This window comes from Limnohabitans sp., assembly GCF_046052825.1.
Lineage (GTDB): Bacteria > Pseudomonadota > Gammaproteobacteria > Burkholderiales > Burkholderiaceae_C > Limnohabitans.
Window position 1 is genome coordinate 1 of the sequence record NZ_JAVLFP010000052.1, and the last position, 18,394, is coordinate 18,394.

16 protein-coding genes and 1 tRNA gene are annotated in these 18,394 nt (G+C 61.0%); all 17 read left to right on the forward strand.

What is annotated here, in order from left to right; genetic code table 11:
- On the forward strand, positions 1–622 hold a 622-nt coding region (locus ACKWJN_RS08455), incomplete at its 5' end, for an HAD family hydrolase (protein ID WP_408595960.1).
- Positions 606–3,356: an aminopeptidase N gene (pepN, locus tag ACKWJN_RS08460; protein ID WP_408595962.1), complete on the forward strand. Its 2,751-nt coding sequence runs from the start codon at positions 606–608 to the stop codon at positions 3,354–3,356. The genes ACKWJN_RS08455 and pepN, both read left to right, overlap by 17 nt.
- 26 nt (positions 3,357–3,382) lie before the next feature.
- Positions 3,383–4,384, forward strand: coding sequence for a class 1 fructose-bisphosphatase (locus ACKWJN_RS08465; protein ID WP_408595964.1), 1,002 nt, complete (start codon positions 3,383–3,385; stop codon positions 4,382–4,384).
- A 38-nt stretch (positions 4,385–4,422) separates the two neighbouring features.
- A tRNA-Thr gene (locus ACKWJN_RS08470) sits at positions 4,423–4,498 on the forward strand.
- 246 nt (positions 4,499–4,744) lie between these two features.
- Complete coding sequence (locus ACKWJN_RS08475; protein ID WP_408595966.1) at positions 4,745–5,257, forward strand: GlcG/HbpS family heme-binding protein; 513 nt, start codon at positions 4,745–4,747, stop codon at positions 5,255–5,257.
- A 3-nt stretch (positions 5,258–5,260) separates the two neighbouring features.
- Positions 5,261–6,304 (forward strand): alpha/beta hydrolase, encoded by a 1,044-nt coding sequence (locus ACKWJN_RS08480; RefSeq protein ID WP_408595968.1) that lies wholly within the window; start codon positions 5,261–5,263, stop codon positions 6,302–6,304.
- Positions 6,305–6,316: 12 nt separating this feature from the next.
- Positions 6,317–7,015: a c-type cytochrome gene (locus ACKWJN_RS08485; protein WP_408595970.1), complete on the forward strand. Its 699-nt coding sequence runs from the start codon at positions 6,317–6,319 to the stop codon at positions 7,013–7,015.
- 61 nt (positions 7,016–7,076) lie between these two features.
- Positions 7,077–8,582, forward strand: a complete 1,506-nt coding sequence (locus ACKWJN_RS08490) for an amidohydrolase family protein (RefSeq protein WP_408595972.1) — start codon at positions 7,077–7,079, stop codon at positions 8,580–8,582.
- The gene (locus ACKWJN_RS08495; RefSeq protein WP_408595974.1) at positions 8,579–9,604 is read left to right on the forward strand and encodes an alpha/beta hydrolase; all 1,026 of its coding nucleotides are present in this window, start codon (positions 8,579–8,581) and stop codon (positions 9,602–9,604) included. The genes ACKWJN_RS08490 and ACKWJN_RS08495 overlap by 4 nt, the downstream gene beginning before the upstream one ends.
- A 52-nt stretch (positions 9,605–9,656) precedes the next feature.
- Complete coding sequence (locus tag ACKWJN_RS08500) at positions 9,657–10,484, forward strand: class I SAM-dependent methyltransferase (RefSeq protein WP_408595976.1); 828 nt, start codon at positions 9,657–9,659, stop codon at positions 10,482–10,484.
- A gap of 109 nt (positions 10,485–10,593) precedes the next feature.
- On the forward strand, positions 10,594–12,915 hold the full coding sequence (locus ACKWJN_RS08505; protein ID WP_408595978.1) for a bifunctional salicylyl-CoA 5-hydroxylase/oxidoreductase: 2,322 nt from the start codon (positions 10,594–10,596) through the stop codon (positions 12,913–12,915).
- A 28-nt stretch (positions 12,916–12,943) separates the two neighbouring features.
- Positions 12,944–13,738 carry an SDR family NAD(P)-dependent oxidoreductase gene (locus tag ACKWJN_RS08510; RefSeq protein ID WP_408595980.1) on the forward strand — a complete coding sequence of 265 codons (795 nt, stop codon included), beginning with the start codon at positions 12,944–12,946 and terminating at the stop codon, positions 13,736–13,738.
- Positions 13,735–14,241: a MarR family winged helix-turn-helix transcriptional regulator gene (locus tag ACKWJN_RS08515; protein WP_408595982.1), complete on the forward strand. Its 507-nt coding sequence runs from the start codon at positions 13,735–13,737 to the stop codon at positions 14,239–14,241. Before ACKWJN_RS08510 ends, ACKWJN_RS08515 begins: the two co-directional genes overlap by 4 nt.
- Positions 14,238–15,098: an enoyl-CoA hydratase family protein gene (locus ACKWJN_RS08520; protein WP_408595984.1), complete on the forward strand. Its 861-nt coding sequence runs from the start codon at positions 14,238–14,240 to the stop codon at positions 15,096–15,098. Before ACKWJN_RS08515 ends, ACKWJN_RS08520 begins: the two co-directional genes overlap by 4 nt.
- Positions 15,099–15,100: 2 nt before the next feature.
- The gene (locus tag ACKWJN_RS08525) at positions 15,101–16,288 is read left to right on the forward strand and encodes an acyl-CoA dehydrogenase family protein (RefSeq protein WP_408595986.1); all 1,188 of its coding nucleotides are present in this window, start codon (positions 15,101–15,103) and stop codon (positions 16,286–16,288) included.
- 15 nt (positions 16,289–16,303) lie between these two features.
- Positions 16,304–17,980 (forward strand): AMP-binding protein, encoded by a 1,677-nt coding sequence (locus ACKWJN_RS08530; protein WP_408595988.1) that lies wholly within the window; start codon positions 16,304–16,306, stop codon positions 17,978–17,980.
- Positions 17,981–17,992: 12 nt separating this feature from the next.
- The gene (locus ACKWJN_RS08535) at positions 17,993–18,388 is read left to right on the forward strand and encodes a RidA family protein (RefSeq protein ID WP_408595990.1); all 396 of its coding nucleotides are present in this window, start codon (positions 17,993–17,995) and stop codon (positions 18,386–18,388) included.
- Positions 18,389–18,394: the final 6 nt, after the last annotated feature.

Below are 18,394 nucleotides of genomic sequence, written 5' to 3' on the forward strand. Positions count from 1 at the left end.
GCACCACGCCCAAAGCTGGATGGCGTTCGTGCGCCAGCAGGGCCTGGCCATCAGCCAGCAGGACATGACGCGCCGCACCACCGGGCGCAATGGCCTGGAATGTGTGCGCGAACTGCTAGGCCAGCCTGAGCTGGACGAGGCCACCGCCTGGGCCCTGGTGCACGCCAAGGAACAGCTGTACCGCGAAGCCTTTGCCCCGGTGTTTGCCGAGGTTCGCGGCTTCAAGGCGTTTGTGGCGCAGGCGCGCGAGCGGGGCCTGAAAATTGGCGTGGGCACGGCCGGCGACATCCACAACGTGAACTTTGCGCTGGGCCACCTGAAACTGGACCCGCCACCGCAAGCCATTGCCCGGGGCGACGAAGGCTTCACCGGCAAACCCACACCCGCCATTTTCCTGGCTGCGGCCGAACGGCTGGGCGTGGCCCCGGCGCGCTGCATCGTGTTCGAAGATGCGCCGTTTGGCATTGAGGCGGCACGCCGCGCCGGCATGCGAGCCGTCGCCGTCTGCACCGGCCACCGGCCGGAGGAACTGGCCGGCCCGCATGTGCTGGCCGCCGTGAACGATTACACCGAGCTTTTGAAAACGAATTTTTTGGAGAAACTCGATGATGCACCTGCGTGATGGCCAAGCCACTGCCACCGTGATCCACCGCGAGGCTTACACCGCGCCCGCCTTCTGGATCGACACCGTCGATCTGTCGTTCGACCTGGACCCGGCCAAGACCCGCGTGCTGAACCGCATGCGCCTGCGCCGCAACCCGGACGTGCCGGCCCAGGCCCTGCGCCTGGACGGCGACGAGTTGAACCTGGCCCGCGTGCTGGTGAACGGCCAGGGCACCTCGTTCAAGATGGATGCCAGCCAACTGGTGCTGGAAAACCTGCCCGAAGGCGACGCGCCGTTCGACCTGGAGATCTTCACCACCTGCGCGCCGGCCAAGAACACCAAGCTGATGGGCCTGTTCGTCAGCAACGACACCTTCTTCACCCAGTGCGAGGCCGAGGGCTTTCGCCGCATCACCTACTTCTTGGACCGTCCTGATGTGATGTCGAGCTACAGCGTCACCCTGCGCGCCGACAAAAAAGCCTACCCGGTGTTGTTGAGCAATGGCAACCTGTTGGCCCAAGGCCCCTTGGAAGACGGCCGTCACTTTGCACAGTGGGTCGACCCACACAAAAAACCCTGCTACTTGTTTGCCTTGGTGGCCGGTCAGTTGGTCTGTCGTGAGCAACGCGTCACGGCGCGCTCTGGCAAAGAGCACCTGTTGCAGGTGTATGTGCGCTCCGGCGATTTGGACAAAACCGAACACGCCATGAACTCGCTGCGTGCCAGCATCGCCTGGGACGAGGCCCGCTTTGGACTGAGCCTCGACTTGGAACGCTTCATGATCGTCGCCACCAGCGACTTCAACATGGGCGCGATGGAGAACAAGGGCCTCAACATCTTCAACACCAAGTTCGTGCTGGCCAACTCAGCCACCGCCACCGACACCGACTACGCCAACATCGAAAGCGTGGTGGGCCACGAGTACTTTCACAACTGGACCGGCAACCGCATCACCTGCCGCGACTGGTTTCAACTCTCGCTCAAAGAAGGCCTCACGGTGTTCCGCGACCAAGAGTTCAGCCAAGACCTGGCCAGCCAGGCGCTGGCAGGCGACGAAGCCGCCGCCAAGTCGGCACGCGCTGTCAAGCGCATCGAAGACGTGCGCTTGCTGCGCACGGTGCAGTTTGCCGAAGACGCCGGCCCCATGGCGCACCCGGTGCGGCCTGACAGCTATGTGGAAATCAACAACTTCTACACCGTCACGATTTACGAAAAAGGCTCCGAGGTCGTGCGCATGATGCAAACCTTGGTCGCGCCCGCCCTCACCGCCAGCGGCACCGTGGGTGGCTTGGCCCATACCGGCCAAGAAGGCTTTGCCAAAGGCATGGCCTTGTACTTTGAACGCCACGACGGCCAAGCCGTCACCTGCGACGACTTTGCCCAAGCCATTGCCGACGCCAACCCGGGCACCGCCTTGGCCCTGTACCTGCCCCAGTTCAAACGCTGGTACGCCCAAGCGGGCACACCCCGTGTTCACGCCGTGGGTAGCTATGACGCCACCACACAGCGCTACACCCTCACACTCAGCCAAAGCTGTGCCGCCAGCCCTGGCCAAGAGCACAAAGACCCCTTTGTCATTCCCGTGCAAATGGGTTTGCTCGACCACACGGGTCGCGAGGTGCTTGCGAGCCAGTTGTTGGTGCTCACAGAGGCCACGCAAAGCTTCGAGTTCCACGACCTGTCCGTCCCCGATGGCCAAGCCCCCGTACCGTCGCTGCTGCGCGACTTCAGCGCCCCGGTCGTGCTGGAAATGGACTTCAGCCCCGCGCAACTGCTGACGCTGCTGGCCCACGACAGCGACCCGTTCAACCAATGGGAAGCTGCGCAACGTCTTTACATGCAGGCGGCCTTGAGCGCAGTGCGGGCTGAGGGCGAGCCGAACCAAGTGCTCGACGCAGCTTTGCTCGACGCCTTGCGCACGGTCTTGCGCCACCCCAACATGGATGCCGCGTTCAAAGAGCTTGTGCTCACCCTGCCCGCCGAAACCTACATCGCCGAACAGCTCGACGTGGTGGACCCACAGCGCATCCACACGGTGCGCGAAGCCATGCGCGCACAACTCGCGCAAGCCCTGCACGACGACTGGGCCTGGGCCTTTGAATCACACCGTGAAAACGGCAGCTACCAACCCGACCCCGTGTCCAGCGGACGACGCGCCCTGAGCGGCCTGGCGCTGCACATGGTGTGCCTGCATGCGCGCAACACGGCAGACACCCACTGGCCCGAGCGTGCGCTGAAGTGCTTTGACAACGCCCACAACATGACGGATCGTTTCAACGCCTTGAGTGCCTTGGTCACTTCTGGCAACGCCTTGGCCACGCCTGCCTTGCAGCGCTTTTACAGCCTGTTCTCGCGCGAAGCCTTGGTGATGGACAAATGGTTTGCACTGCAAGCCAGCGCACCCGACCGAGGTGGCAACGTGCTGCCCGTGGTGCGCCAGCTCATGCAGCACCCCGACTTCACACTCAAAAACCCCAACCGTGCGCGCAGCCTGATCTTCAGCTTTTGCAATGCCAACCCTGGGGCGTTTCACCGCAGCGATGCGGCAGGCTACGTGTTCTGGAGCGAACGTGTGTTGGAGCTCGACGCCTTCAACCCCCAAGTGGCCGCCCGTTTGGCCCGCGCCTTGGACCGCTGGAGCAAGTTGGCCGAGCCTTACCGCAGCGCTGCCCATGTCGCCCTCACCCGCATTGCCGCCAAGTCAGACTTGAGCCGCGACGTGCGCGAAGTCATCACCCGCGCCCTCAGCTAATTTCAACCTTACCTCAGAGACACACCATGAGCATTTCACTCACCCGCTACCTGGTCGAACAGCAACGCGCCAAAGGCCATATCCCATCCGAGTTGCGTTTGCTGCTCGAGGTCGTGGCGCGTGCTTGCAAAAGCATCAGCCAAGCCGTCAACAAAGGCGCTTTGGGCGATGTGCTGGGCACGGCTGGCAGCGAGAACGTGCAAGGCGAGGTGCAAAAAAAGCTCGACATCATCGCCAACGATGTGCTGATTGAAGCCAACGAATGGGGTGGCCACCTGGCCGCCATGGCTTCCGAAGAAATGGACACCATCCACGTGGTGCCCAACCGCTACCCCCAGGGTGAATACCTGCTGATGTTTGACCCGCTCGACGGCTCCAGCAACATCGACGTCAACGTGAGCATTGGCACCATCTTCAGCGTGCTGAAAAAAACCGACACCAGCAAAGGCGTCAGCGAAGACGACTTCTTGCAACCCGGCACAGCCCAAGTGGCTGCGGGTTATTGCGTCTATGGCCCACAAACCACCTTGGTGCTCACGGTGGGTGATGGCGTGGCCATGTTCACCTTGGACCGCGAACAAGGCTCGTTTGTGTTGACACAAGAAGATGTGCGCATCCCCGCCGACACCAAAGAGTTCGCCATCAACATGAGCAATATGCGCCACTGGGACGAGCCCGTGAAGCGCTACATCGACGAGTGCTTGCAAGGCGAAGAAGGCCCACGTGGCAAGAACTTCAACATGCGCTGGATCGCCTCCATGGTGGCCGATGTGCACCGCATCATGACCCGTGGCGGTGTCTTCATGTACCCCTGGGACAAGCGCGAACCCCACAAACCTGGCAAGCTGCGCCTGATGTACGAAGCCAACCCCATGAGCTGGTTGATCGAACAAGCAGGCGGTGCTGCCACCAACGGACGTCAGCGCATTTTGGACGTCAAGCCCACCCAACTGCACGAACGTGTGAGCGTGGTCTTGGGCTCCAAACATGAGGTCGATCGCATCACCAGTTACCACCTGCAAGGCTGAGTCACTCACTCGGGCTGGCTATAATTCAGGCTCAGGTTGCCGGTGTAGCTCAGTCGGTAGAGCAGCTCATTCGTAATGAGAAGGTCGGGTGTTCGATTCATCTCTCCGGCACCAACCCTCCATGCATCAAGCCCCGTTCACACGACGGGGCTTTTTTGTTGCCCCCACACATTCCACGCTGGACAGAACCATCCACCCAGATACGTGGCCCTTATGTCGACAAAGTCGCCTAGACGACTGTTTTTAGCGCGCGGTTCTTGGCAAGCGCTGGATGTCACGGGTTATTCCTATATCTCGAAACGGGCGGCATGTGGTTTTATCCGATGCCGCCTAACTTCTTGGGCGATCGGAAAGCTCACCATGTTGCACAAAAATTTGATCCTCGCCTTGTGGGTCTGTTTGCCCGTGTTTGCCTCTGCACAAGCGCCTGCCAACCCAGGCGATGTGGTACCCGAAAAAATGCCGTTTGACATTCCCTACGGTCCGGCCATCAGCTTGGCAAGAGCCGAAGCCATGCTCAACGCCTCGGTAACCGAAGCCAAGAATCGCAACTGGAAAATCAATTGCGCCGTGATGGATTCGGGCGGTCACCTGGTGTCGTTCAAACGCATGGATGGCGGTCAAATTGCCTCGATTGACATTGCGCTGCACAAAGCCAGAACAGCGGTCAAATTCCGTCGCGACACCAAGATTTTGGAAATCGCCATCCAAAGCAATGCCTACGTGGCCACGCTCGACGACGTGATCGCCTCTCGTGGTGGTTTGCCGATTGTCGAAGCAGACAAGCTCATTGGCGGCATTGGCTGCTCGGGCGGCACCGGCTCGCAAGACGAGGTGGTGGCCAAAGCAGGTTTGGCGGCTCTGCCCAAGTAAGCCATGCAGCGACGCCAACTCCTCTCCAGCACCGCCGGTTTGTCGGGTGCTTTGCTACTGGCAGATCCAGCCACCAGCGCCTCTGAGCCACAAACACCCAAATCACCGCGCGCTCAGCCTGTTCAACCCGTGGGCAAGGCCCATTGGACGGTCAAGCGTGTGGGCTCGGACGAGGTGCGTTTGTTCATGTGGCAAAAGCCGGCGGTGTTGGGCGCTGGCTTGAAATCCCCCAAGGGCACCTTGTTGTTTGTGCACGGCTCCTCGGTGTCGTCAACGCCAGTGTTTGATTTGCAAATTCCGGGTCGCCCCGAGTCTTCGGTGATGGACTGGTTTGCACGCCTGGGGTATGACACCTGGTGCTTTGATTGCGAGGGCTATGGCCGCTCCGACAAAACACGCGCTGTCAACGCAGACATTTCGTGCGGCGCCGATGACCTGGAAGCGGTGAGCGAGTACATCATGAAAGTCAATGGTGGCAAGCGTTTGCTGACCTATGGTTCTTCCTCGGGTGCCTTGCGTGCAGCCCTGTTTGCCCAACGCCGCCCCGAACGTGTGGCGCGCCTGGCACTGGATGCCTTTGTGTGGACTGGCGAAGGCAGCCCGACGCTGGCCGAGCGCAAGAAACGGCTGCCCGCTTATTTGGCCAACAACCGCCGCCCCATCGACCGCACCATGATTCGAAGCATCTTCACGCGCGACCACCCGGGCACCAGCGATTTGACCATCGTGGAAGCCTTCGCCGATGCGGTGTTGGCTTTGGACTCGTCGGTGCCCACCGGCACCTACATCGACATGTCGGCCAATTTGCCGGTGTGTGACCCTGAAAAAATCAACGTCCCCACCTTGATCATGCGAGGGCAATACGACGGCATTGCCAGCTTTCAAGACCTGTCCGCTTTCTTTGAGCGCTTGCCCAACCCAGACAAACAATTTGTTGTGATGCCCGGCATTGCACACACCAGCACCCGCTCCAAAAACTTTGCCTTGGTGTACCACTTGTTGGAAGGGTATTTTTCGCAACCCGCCCCGGTCTACCTTGGCACATGAGCGTTTGATCGCATGATGCGTTTTCCTCTACTTGCACTTTGGGTGGTGGTTTTGGGTGGGTGCGCTTACCCATCGGTCCATGCCAAATCGGCACAAACCAATTACAGCGAGAAATGCAGCATGTGCCACGATGGCGGCGCAGGCCAAGCGCCGCGGGTCAGTGACACCGCTGCGTGGGCACCTCGTGCAGCCAAGGGTCGGCCCGCCTTGTACCAAAGTGCCCTGGCTGGCATACCCAACACGGCCATGGCCGCCAAAGGCGGTTACACCGACTTGTCAGACCAAGAGGTGCGTGACCTTGTGGATCTCATGCTCAAGCTGTCGGGGCATGACGAAGCGGTGCGCAAGCCCCCAAAAACAAACGCCCAGTTGCCAATGGCGCCATCGATGTCGACCAACCGCCCCGCCAGCCGGGTTGCCGCTGCCAAACCGCCACGTGAGTTGACCGATTTGGAGATCAGCACCACGGTGGCTGAGCGCCTGCGCAAGAACCTGGGATCGCCCAACAACACCTTGGACGAGTACGAGGGCATCGTCACGGTCAGAGGGGTGGGCATCAAAGTCCGCACCGAACAAGGCGTCACCACCTTGACGGGTTCTTTGAAAGAAGCCGCCCACATTGAAAAAGCCCACAGCATTGCCGCCGCCACGACCGGGGTCACCCAAGTCGTGAACAAGCTCATTGCAGCCAGCGTTTTCGAATGGGACTGAGCGGTGTGTTCCCTGCATATTTCAAACCGCCGCGACGCGGCATTCAAACTAGGAGACTGACATGGGTTATCTGAGCGATGAAGAACTGTCAAAACTGGAACCCGCCGAGTCGGCGCTGTTCCCCTCCCCGATTCCGGTGCAATGTGTGTCCAGCGATGAGTTCATGCCATCGCCACAAACACCCAAGCAAAAAGAGTACGAATTCCGAGTGAAAGAAATTGGCAACCGACTCGCCAAGCACCTGGGACAGAGCCGACGAAAGTTTTTCAAAAGCTCCTCCGGCATGGCTGCCGCCTTCTTGGCCATGAACCAAACCTACGGACCTATCTTTGGGGTGTCTGAGGCTGAAGCTGCCACACCAGAAATGGCCAATGAACGGTCTAAAAAGTTATCGGGGCAGTTCATCATGGACATGCACACCCACTTTTTACGCGACGACACACGCATTCAATCGTTCTTGCTGCAACGCCAAGCCGTCGGCAAAGCAGGCTGGAACCCAGCCATCAAAGTGGAAGAGCAAACGATTGAAGACCTCAAGTTCGCCAACTACATCAAAGAAATTTACTTGGACAGCGACACCAAGGTGGCCTGCATCAGCGGTGCGCCGTCAGAGGTTCCCGGTGATTGGTTTTTGACAAACGACATGAAGGTCAAATACCGCGCCGCCATCAACGGCATTGCAGGGAGCAAGCGCGCATTTGCCCATGCCATCTTCACACCGGGCTACCCCGGCTGGATGGAAGACATAGACCGTGCCATCGAGGTGCTCAAGCCCGACTCCATGAAGGGCTACACCATTGGCGACAACACCAACAAACACCTGTCCAAGCACCCTTGGTTGCTCGACGATGAGAAGTTGGTCTACCCCGCTTACGAAAAGTTCCAAAAAGCTGGGCTCAAAAATGTGTGTATCCACAAGGGCTTGTTTCCGCCATCGGTTGAAAAGCAGTACCCGCATTTGCTGAAATACTGCCGCGTTGACGACGTGGCCAAAGCCGCCAAAGATTGGCCGCAGCTCAATTTTGTGATTTACCACGGGGGGTACCGCTACGCAGGCGGTGGACGCGCCGAGGATGCGTGGGACCAGTTTGAGCGCACCGGCCGCATCGACTGGATCACCGACTTGGCCGAAATTCCCGCCAAGTACGGCGTCAAAAACGTCTATGCCGACTTGGGGCAATTGTTTGCACAAACCACTGTGGTCGAACCCCGTTTGGCGGCCGTCATGCTGGGCCAACTGATCAAGGGCCTGGGCTTGTCCAACGTGGTGTGGGGAACCGATGCCATTTGGACTGGGGCACCGCAGTGGCAGATTGAGGCCTTGCGCCGCATTGAAATTCCAGAAGCGATTCAACGCAAGTACGGCTATGCGCCACTGGGTGCCGCAGACGGACCGGTCAAGAACGCGATTTTTGGTGACAACAATGCACGCATTTACAACTACAAGCCCGAACAGCGTGCCGAGTTGATCCACGACAAGTTCGCTTACAACAAAGCCATTTATGAAAAACATGGCGAAGGTCGGACCAACTTGGCCTATGGCTACGTGAACCGTCAATCCTCATGACCACACCCGACACAACCCGGCGTCTTTTCTTGGCCGTTGGCGCCAGTTCAAGCCTAGGCTTGGCAAGCGCCTCGGCGCAAGCCAAGACCAAGCCCCAAGCGGCTGGTGTGGTTGGCTCTGAGCACTGGGCCACGCGCCAAGTGGGGAGCGACACCATTCGTCTCTTCATTTGGCGCAAGCACGCAGCCCACCACAATGCCAAAAGCAGCAAAGGCACGATCTTGTTTGTCCATGGCTCCTCCATGGCGGGCACACCTGTGTTTGACCTGCAAGTGCCCGGCAAACCGCAATACTCCACCATGGACCACTTTGCCAAGTTGGGCTACGACACCTGGTGCTTGGACAACGAGGGGTATGGGCGCTCCAGCAAATCGCGCAACATCAACTTTGACATCAGCAATGGCGCCGATGACCTCGCGGCGGTGAGCCAATACATCATGGCGCAGACCGGCGGCAAACCGCTGATGCTCTATGGACTGTCCTCGGGCGCCTTGAAAGCCGCCTTGTTCACCGAACGCTTTCCTGAGCGCGTGAACCGCATTGCCTTGGACGCCTTTGTGTGGACTGGCGAAGGCAGCCCCACCCTGGCCAAGCGTCGTCAGCGCATTGGCGAATGGTCGGGCACCACCCGCCGTGGCATCGACCAGGCCATGATCGAGAGCATCTTCACCCGCGACCATCCGGGGACAGCCGATGCCGATGTGGTCAATGCATTCGCACAAGCCATTCTCAAGCTCGACACCTCGGTGCCCACGGGCTCGTACGTGGACATGTCTATCAACTTGCCCGTGTGCCAGCCCGACAAAATGCAAGTGCCGGTGATGATCATGCGCGGCCAGTTCGATGGCATTGCCGGCTTCAAAGATTTGCTCAATTACTTTGAAAAACTGCCCAACCCCGACAAGCGCTTTGTCGTCATGCCAGGGATTGCGCACTCGAGCTTGCACGAAAAAAATCTGTCCATCGTGTTCAACGTGTTGGAGAGTTTTTTCGCAGAACCTGCGCCCGTCTACGTGGGTTGATGCCGTCAGATTCTCTGGGTTGGTGTAGGCTCCACACCCACCCGGAGAATGTATGACACGAATTTTCAAACACCTGTTCACCGCCTGTGCCGCATGGGCCTTGGTCTGCCCTGTTGTCTGCCAGGTGGCGTGGGCCCAACCCGTTTCACCCGACACCTTTCGTCCCTTGCTGAGTGCGGCACACCGCAGTCCCAGCAACGTGGTGCGCGACCCCTACCGCCATCCGGCGGAGACCCTGGCGTTTTTTGGCATCCAAGCCCATCACACCGTGATCGAGGTGCTGCCTGGCAGCAGCGGCTATTACCTGGAAATTTTGGCGCCTTGGCTCAAAGACAAAGGCCACTACATTGCCGCAGACCGCGACGACTCTCTGCCGCAGTACATCCCCGACCACCTCAAACTCCTGCAACGCCTCAAAGACGAAGCCCGGTTGTATGACCAAGTGCAAGTCACCCCCTTTCGGGCCGACAAGCACCGCATCGCGCCCGATGGCAGCGCCGATGTGGTGATCAGTTTTCGCAACCTGCACAACTGGATCGAGCGCAACGAGTTGCAAGCGTCGTTGCGCGCGTTTCACCGGGCCTTGAAACCCGGTGGGGTGCTCGGCATCGTGGACCACCGAGGTCGCACCGACCAGACCCAAGACGCGCAAATCACATCTGGCTATGTGCGCCAAGACGTGGCGGTGGCCCTGATTGAACAAGCGGGCTTTCAACTCGTGGCCACCTCAGAGGTCAATGCCAACCCCAAAGACACCAAAGACCACCCCGAGGGCGTGTGGACCTTGCCACCGGGCTACCGCTTGAAAGACAAAGACCGTTCCAAGTACGAAGCCATTGGCGAAAGCGACCGCTTCACCCTGCGCTTTGTCAAGCGCTGACCCCCTTCTTTCAGCCCGTCAAACCCTGGGGGCTTGACAGCCGCTCTGATTTCGGAGAAAGTTATTTCAATATTGAAATATACAAGTCCGAAACATTTCTGGAGCGCTCATGAAAATTGTCTGTATCGGTGGAGGGCCTGCTGGCCTGTACTTTGGCCTGCTGATGAAGCAGCGCAATCCGGCGCATGACATCACGGTGGTGGAGCGCAACCGCCCCTATGACACCTTTGGTTGGGGCGTGGTGTTTTCAGACGCCACCATGGACAACATGCGCGCCTGGGACCGCGAAACAGCCGACCAAATTCAAGAAGCCTTCAACCATTGGGACGACATTGAGTTGTTGTTCAAAGGGCGGCGCATCCGCTCAGGTGGCCACGGCTTTGTGGGCATTGGTCGCAAGAAATTGCTCAACATCTTGCAGGCACGCTGCGAGCAGCTTGGCGTCAATCTGGTGTTTGACTGCGATGTGCAGTCCGACCTCGACTTCCCCGATGCCGACTTGGTGATTGCCAGCGACGGCATCAACTCCAACATCCGCACCCGCTACGCCGACACCTTCAAGCCCGACATCGTGACGCGCCCCAACCGTTTCATCTGGCTGGGCACGCACCGCCTGTACGACGCCTTCACCTTTGATTTTCAAAAGACCGAGCACGGCTGGTTCCAGGCCCACATCTACAAGTTTGACGACACCACCACCACCTTCATCGTCGAGTGCCCAGAGCATGTGTTTCTGGCCCACGGCCTCGACAAAGCCGACCAAGAAGCCTCGATTGCGTTTTGCGAGAAGTTGTTTGCCGACACCCTGGAAGGCGCCAAACTGATGACCAACGCGCGCCATCTGCGCGGCTCGGCCTGGCTCAACTTTCAGCGCGTGGTGTGCGAGCAATGGTGGCTGAAAAACCAGCACAACTCCCACGTGGTGCTGATGGGCGACGCGGTGCACACCGCCCACTTCGCCATTGGCTCGGGCACCAAGCTGGCGATTGAAGATGCGATCGAACTCACCCGCCAGTTTGAGTTGCTCGGCGATGACCCCAGCCACATCACCGATGTGTTGACCGCCTACCAAGAAGCACGCCGCATCGAGACCCTCAAAATTCAAAACGCCGCCTGGAATGCCATGGCCTGGTTCGAGGTGTGTGGCGAACGCTACTGCGACCAACTGGAGCCCGAGCAGTTCATGTACTCCATGCTCACCCGCAGCCAGCGCATCAGCCACGAGAACTTGCGTTTGCGCGACAAGGCCTGGCTGGACGGCTATGAACACTGGTTCGCCCAAGACAACCCCGCGCTGCCAGCCACGCCGCCCATGTTCACGCCTTACAGCGTGCGCTCGGTCACGCTCAAAAACCGGGTGGTGGTCTCGCCCATGGCGCAGTACTCGGCCGTCGACGGCATCGCGGGCGACTACCACTTGGTGCACCTGGGCGCGCGCGCCATGGGCGGCGCGGCCATGGTGTTTGCCGAAATGATTTGCACCAGCCCCGACGCCCGCATCACCCCCGGCTGCCCGGGCCTGTGGAACGACGCCCAAGCCGACGCCTGGCAACGCATCGTGGCTTGGGCACACGCCAACAGCGACGCCAAGATGGCCGCGCAAATTGGCCACGCCGGTGCCAAAGGCTCCACCCGCCGCGCCTGGGACGGCATTGACCAACCCCTGAGCGACGACGACACCGAAGCCAACTGGCCACTGCTGAGTGCTTCGCCGCAGCAATACGTGCCAGGCGTGAGCCAAACCTCGCGTGCCATGACCCGCGCCGACATGGACCGCGTCAAGGCCGACTTTGTGGCGGCCACCCAGCGTGCCGCACGGGCCGGCTTTGATTGGTTGGAGCTGCACTGCGCGCACGGCTATTTGCTCTCCAGCTTCATCTCCCCCCTGACCAACCACCGCGACGACGACTACGGTGGCTCGCTCGACAACCGCCTGCGCTACCCGCTCGAAGTGTTTGCAGCGGTGCGTGCAGCGTGGCCGGACCACCTGCCGATGTCGGTGCGCATCTCAGCCCATGACTGGGTGCAAGGCGGCATCACCCCCGACGACGCCGTGCTGATTGCCAAAGCCTTCAAAGCCGCAGGCGCTGACCTGATCGACTGCTCGTCGGGCCAGGTGAGCAAACAAGAAAAGCCGGTGTTTGGCCGCATGTTCCAAACCCCGTTTGCCGACCAAGTGCGACAAGAAGCGGGCATCGCCACCATCGCCGTGGGCGCCATCAGCGAAGCCGACCACGTCAACAGCATCATCGCGGCCGGTCGTGCCGACTTGTGCGCTGTGGCGCGCCCGCACCTGGCCAACCCCGCCTGGACGCTGACCGAAGCCGCCCGCATTGGCTACCCCGCGCTGGCTTGGCCCAAGCAATACCTATCGGCCAAGCGCCAAATCGAAGCCAACTTCGAACGCGCGGCCACACAAGCACTCAAGTAAGTCCATCCTCCACCCTGCACACCACGCCATGAGCCCCTCCCCACTTCACGCACGCCACGCCGTGGTCACTGGCGCAGCGCGCGGCATTGGTGCCGCCATTGCCCAGCAACTCGCCGAGGCCGGTGCCAGCCTGACCCTGATGGGGCGCAACGCCGACAGCCTGCAAGCGCTGGCCCGCACGCTGGGCCCCAACGTGCGCGTGCACATCGAAGCCGCCGATGTGAGCGATGCAGCCGCCATTGAGCGCGCCATGGCGGCGAGCGTGCAAGCGCTGGGCCCCGTGAACATTCTGGTCAACAACGCGGGCCAAGCCGCCAGCATGCCGTTTGGCAAAACCGATTTGGCGTTGTGGCAACAGATGCTCAACGTCAACCTCACCGGCACCTACCTGTGCACACACGCCGCGCTGCCCAGCATGTTGCAAGCCGCCGCCGCTGGCACACCGGGGCGCATCGTCAACGTGGTCAGCACCGCTGGCTTGCAGGGCTACGCCTATGTCAGTGCCTACAGCGCCGCCAAGCACGGCGTGATTGGTTTGACCCGCTCACTGGCCTTGGAGTTGGCGCGCAAAGGCATCACCGTCAACGCCATCTGTCCCGGCTACACCGAGACCGACATCGTGGCCGACGCCATTGCCAACATCGTGCAGAAAACGGGCAAGACCCCCGACGAGGCCCGTGCAGCATTGGCCGAACGCAACCCACAACAACGCTTGGTGCAACCCAACGAAGTGGCCCACGCCGTGCTGAGCGTGTGTTGGCCCGGCAGCAGCGCCATCAATGGACAAGCCATCGCCGTCGATGGCGGGGAGTTGGCAGGATGACCCACCCAGAAACCGAAGACCTCGAATTGCGCGCGCGCGACGACCACCACGCCTCGCTGCGCCTGTGGCTGCGCCTGCTGTCGTGCACCACCTTGGTGGAAGACAGCATTCGCCAACAGCTGCGCGAGCAGTTTGACATTTCGCTCTCGCGCTTTGACTTGATGGCCCAACTCGAACGCCACCCCGAAGGCCTGACCATGGGCGAGCTGTCACGCCGCATGATGGTCAGTGGCGGCAACACCACGGTCATCGTGGACCAGTTGGAAAAAGAACAACTGGTGCAGCGCCAGATCGCGGCCAAAGACCGCCGCTCCTTTCGCGTGCTGCTCACCCCTTCTGGCCACAAAGCCTTCGCCCGCATGGCCTCGGCCCACGAGGGCTGGGTGGTGGACTTGTTCAGCGGCTTGTCAGAGCGCCAGCAGCAGCAACTCAGCAACTTGCTGGGTCACCTCAAAACCAGCATCCACCACAACCCGTCCAACCCGCCCTCGGAGCACGCATGAGCACCTCTTACTTGAACGGCCAAGCCCACCAATTGCCACGTCACCGCCACCTGTTGGCGAACTACCAAGCCGAACACTTTTTGTTTGCCGTGCACGACGGTGTGGCCACCGTCACGCTGAACCGACCCGAGCGTAAAAACCCGCTCTCGTTCGAGTCGTATGCCGAGTTGCGTGATCTGTTTCGCGCCATGGCTTATGCCGACGATGTGCATGCGGTGGTCATCACCGGTTCGGGGGGTAACTTTTGCTCAGGCGGCGATGTGCACGAAATCATTGGCCCCCTCACCCAACTCGACATGCCCGGCCTGCTGGCCTTCACCCGCATGACGGGCGACCTGGTCAAAGCCATGCGGGCTTGCCCGCAACCCATCGTGGCGGCCATCGACGGCATTTGCGCGGGCGCTGGTGCGCTGTTGGCCTTGGCGTCTGACCTGCGCTACGGCACCGAGCGCAGCAAAACCTATTTCTTGTTCAACAAAGTGGGCTTGGCTGGCTGCGACATGGGGGCTTGCGCCCTGCTGCCGCGTGTGATCGGTCAAGGCCGCGCCTCTGAGTTGCTCTACAGCGGGCGCGGCTTGCCAGGCCTTGAGGCCGAACGTTGGGGTTTTTACAACCGTGTGTGCGCGCCCGACGAGGTGTTGGCCCAAGCCCAAGACATGGCCCATCAACTGGCCCATGGCCCGACCTTTGCCAATGCCATGACGAAGAAGATGCTGCAACAAGAATGGAACATGGGCGTCGACGAAGCCATCGAAGCCGAAGCCCAAGCCCAAGCCATTTGCATGATGACCAACGACTTCCACCGGGCCTACCACGCCTTTGTGGCCAAGCAAACGCCTGTCTTTCAAGGAGACTGAGCATGGCAGACACCTTTCCTGTGGCGCGTTCATGGCCCGCCGAACTCGACTGGCCTTTCTTTGACGACGCGCACCGCCACCTCAAGCGCGACTTGCAAGCTTGGTGTCACAGCCACATCGACAGCCAAGCCGCGCACGGCGACGACGTGGACGCCCAGTGCCGCCACTGGGTGAAGGCCTTGGGTCAGGGCCAGTGGTTGGGCCATGCCGTGGCAGGTACCGCGTTTGGCGGCGCCCAAGCCACCATCGACACCCGCGCCATCTGCTTGCTGCGCGAAGAGCTGGCTTGGCACCATGGCTTGGCCGACTTTGCCTTTGCCATGCAAGGCCTGGGCTCAGGCGCCATCAGCCTGTTTGGCACCTCCGCACAACAAACCCACTACCTGCCCCGTGTGGTGCAAGGCAGCGCCATCGCCGCCTTTGCGCTGAGCGAACCCCACGCTGGCTCGGACGTGGCGGCCATGGCGTGCACCGCCACCCCTGACGGCGACGACTACCTCATCAACGGCGAGAAAACCTGGATCTCCAACGGCGGCATCGCCGACTTTTATGTGCTGTTCGCCCGCACCCACGAGGCACCCGGCGCGCGCGGCATCAGCGCCTTCATCGTCGACGCCAACACCCCGGGGCTTGAAATTTCGGAGCGCATCGACGTCATCGCCCCGCACCCCTTGGCCACCCTGCGCTTTGTCAATGCGCGGGTACCTGCCAGCCAACGCTTGGGGCAAGGCGGCCAGGGCTTCAAAGTGGCCATGGCCACGCTGGATGTGTTTCGCACCTCGGTGGCCGCAGCCGCGCTGGGATTTGCCCGCCGGGCCTTGGACGCGTCGATCCAATGGGCACGCACACGCCAGATGTTTGGCCAGAGCTTGGGCGACTTTCAAATCACCCAAGCCAAGATCGCCCAAATGGCCACGCTGCTCGACGCGGCCAGCTTGCTGACCTACCGCGCAGCCTGGCTGCGCGACCAGGGGCAGCGCATCACCCGCGAAGCCGCCATGGCCAAGATGACGGCCACCGAAAACGCGCAACAGATCATCGACATGGCGGTGCAACTGCACGGCGGCATGGGGGTGAAGAAAGGCTGCATCGTCGAGTCGCTGTACCGAGAGATCCGCGCCTTGCGCATCTACGAAGGTGCAACCGAGGTGCAGCAACTCATCATCGGGCGCGACCTGCTCAAGTCCTGACCTGAAAGGCATGCCATGACACAGCCCGACAACTCGCCGCTGAACGCGCCCCTCACGGCATCGTCTCACCTGGACACCTTTGCCCGCGACCGCTTGCCACCACCCGAGCAGTGGCCGCAGTTTGTGTTTGACGCTCCCGAGTTGCACTACCCCGATTTCTTGAACGCCACCGCCGAGTTGGTGGATCGCCATGTGCGCGAGGGCCGCGGCGACCGCCCCGCCATTCACGGAGCCCATGGCAGTTGGAGCTACCGTGCGTTGCAACAGCAGATCGACCGGATTGCCCAAGTGCTGATCCACGACATGGGGCTGGTGTCGGGCAACCGCCTGCTGCTGCGTGGCGCCAACAGCCCCATGATGGCGGCCTGTTGTTTGGCCGCCATCAAAGCGGGCTTGGTGGTGGTGCCCACCATGCCTTTGCTGCGCGCCGTGGAGTTGAAACAAGTGCTCGACAAAGCCCAGGTCAGTGCCGCCTTGTGCGCCAGCAGCTTGTCCGACGAGTTGTCGCACTGCCTCGACCCCACACACCCGCACCACGCTGCCAGCTTGCAACAGATGGTGGTGTTTGACAGCGACGCGCCCACGGGGCTCGAAGCGCGCATGCAGCGCTTTGGCCAACCCTATGTGGGCCACCCCACCACCCGCGATGACGTGTGCCTGATTGCCTTCACCAGCGGCACCACCGGCAAGCCCAAAGGCACCATGCACTTTCACCGCGATGTGCTGGCCATGTGCGACCTGTTCCCGCGCCATGTGCTGAACATGGGGCCTGACGATGTGGTGTGCGGCACGCCGCCGATTGCCTTCACCTTTGGTCTGGGTGGCTTGCTGGCGTTCCCGCTGCGCCATGGCGCCAGCACCGTGCTGCTGGAAAAACTCACACCCGAATTGCTGTTGCACACCATCGCGCAACACCGCGTCACCCAGTGCTACACCGCCCCGACCTTCTACCGACACATGGCGCTCTTGGCCGATGGCGTGGACCTGAGCAGCTTGCGCCACCCGGTGTCTGCGGGCGAGGCCTTGCCCGAGGCCACACGGCAACTGTGGCTTGACCACACGGGCATTCCCATCACCGATGGCATTGGTGGCACCGAGGTGATCCACATCTACATCGCCAGCGCGGGCAAAGACTGGCGGCCCGGCACCTTGGGCCAAGTGGTGCCGGGCTACCAAGCGCAAATCGTCGACGACGACATGCAAGCTGTGCCGCCCGGCACACCCGGACGCTTGGCCGTGCGTGGCCCCACCGGTTGTCGCTACCTGGACGACCCGCGCCAAACCGATTACGTGAAAAACGGTTGGAACCTGCCTGGCGACACCTTTGTGATGGATGCCGACGGCTACTTCAGCTACCTGGCGCGCAACGACGACATGATTGTCTCGGCCGGCTACAACATTGCAGGCCCCGAAGTCGAAGGCGTGCTGCTGAGCCACCCTGCGGTTGCCGAATGCGGCGTGGTCGGGGTGCCCGACGAAGCACGGGGTCATGTGGTGATGGCCCATGTGGTGCTCCAGCCCGGTGTGGAGGCCAACGACACCTTGGTCACCGCACTGCAAGACTTTGTCAAAGCACACATCGCGCCTTACAAGTACCCACGTCGCATCGAGTTCGTGGCCCAATTGCCGCGCACCGAGACCGGTAAGCTGCAACGTTTTCGTCTGCGCCAGGCCGCAGACGCCTCCCACTGAGAAAGGTCACCCATGTGGCATGTTTTACAACCCGAAGGATGGACCGCCCCCAAAGGCTATGCCAATGGCATTGAAGCGCGGGGACGTCAAATTTATGTGGCGGGCATGATTGGCTGGAACGGTCAAGGCCAGTTTGAAACCGACGACTTTGTGGCCCAGTGCGCCCAAGCGCTGCAAAACATCGTGGACACCCTGGCATGCGCCAATGCCGGGCCGCAGCACATCGTGCGCATGACCTGGTACGTGAAAGACAAAAAAGAATACCTAGCGCGTGGCCGAGAGCTCGGCAAGGCCTACCAACAGGTGATCGGCCGCCACTACCCTGTCATGACCTTGGTGCAAGTGGCCGACTTGCTGGAAGATCGCGCCCATGTGGAAATTGAAGTCACGGCCGTGGTGCCTGACTGAGCGACA

Coding starts and splice junctions, on each gene's coding strand:
- pepN (WP_408595962.1), top strand. CDS start 606: ATGATGCACCTGCGTGATGGCCAAGCCACTGCCACCGTGATCCACCGC.
- ACKWJN_RS08465 (WP_408595964.1), top strand. CDS start 3,383: ATGAGCATTTCACTCACCCGCTACCTGGTCGAACAGCAACGCGCCAAA.
- ACKWJN_RS08475 (WP_408595966.1), top strand. CDS start 4,745: ATGTTGCACAAAAATTTGATCCTCGCCTTGTGGGTCTGTTTGCCCGTG.
- ACKWJN_RS08480 (WP_408595968.1), top strand. CDS start 5,261: ATGCAGCGACGCCAACTCCTCTCCAGCACCGCCGGTTTGTCGGGTGCT.
- ACKWJN_RS08485 (WP_408595970.1), top strand. CDS start 6,317: ATGATGCGTTTTCCTCTACTTGCACTTTGGGTGGTGGTTTTGGGTGGG.
- ACKWJN_RS08490 (WP_408595972.1), top strand. CDS start 7,077: ATGGGTTATCTGAGCGATGAAGAACTGTCAAAACTGGAACCCGCCGAG.
- ACKWJN_RS08495 (WP_408595974.1), top strand. CDS start 8,579: ATGACCACACCCGACACAACCCGGCGTCTTTTCTTGGCCGTTGGCGCC.
- ACKWJN_RS08500 (WP_408595976.1), top strand. CDS start 9,657: ATGACACGAATTTTCAAACACCTGTTCACCGCCTGTGCCGCATGGGCC.
- ACKWJN_RS08505 (WP_408595978.1), top strand. CDS start 10,594: ATGAAAATTGTCTGTATCGGTGGAGGGCCTGCTGGCCTGTACTTTGGC.
- ACKWJN_RS08510 (WP_408595980.1), top strand. CDS start 12,944: ATGAGCCCCTCCCCACTTCACGCACGCCACGCCGTGGTCACTGGCGCA.
- ACKWJN_RS08515 (WP_408595982.1), top strand. CDS start 13,735: ATGACCCACCCAGAAACCGAAGACCTCGAATTGCGCGCGCGCGACGAC.
- ACKWJN_RS08520 (WP_408595984.1), top strand. CDS start 14,238: ATGAGCACCTCTTACTTGAACGGCCAAGCCCACCAATTGCCACGTCAC.
- ACKWJN_RS08525 (WP_408595986.1), top strand. CDS start 15,101: ATGGCAGACACCTTTCCTGTGGCGCGTTCATGGCCCGCCGAACTCGAC.
- ACKWJN_RS08530 (WP_408595988.1), top strand. CDS start 16,304: ATGACACAGCCCGACAACTCGCCGCTGAACGCGCCCCTCACGGCATCG.
- ACKWJN_RS08535 (WP_408595990.1), top strand. CDS start 17,993: ATGTGGCATGTTTTACAACCCGAAGGATGGACCGCCCCCAAAGGCTAT.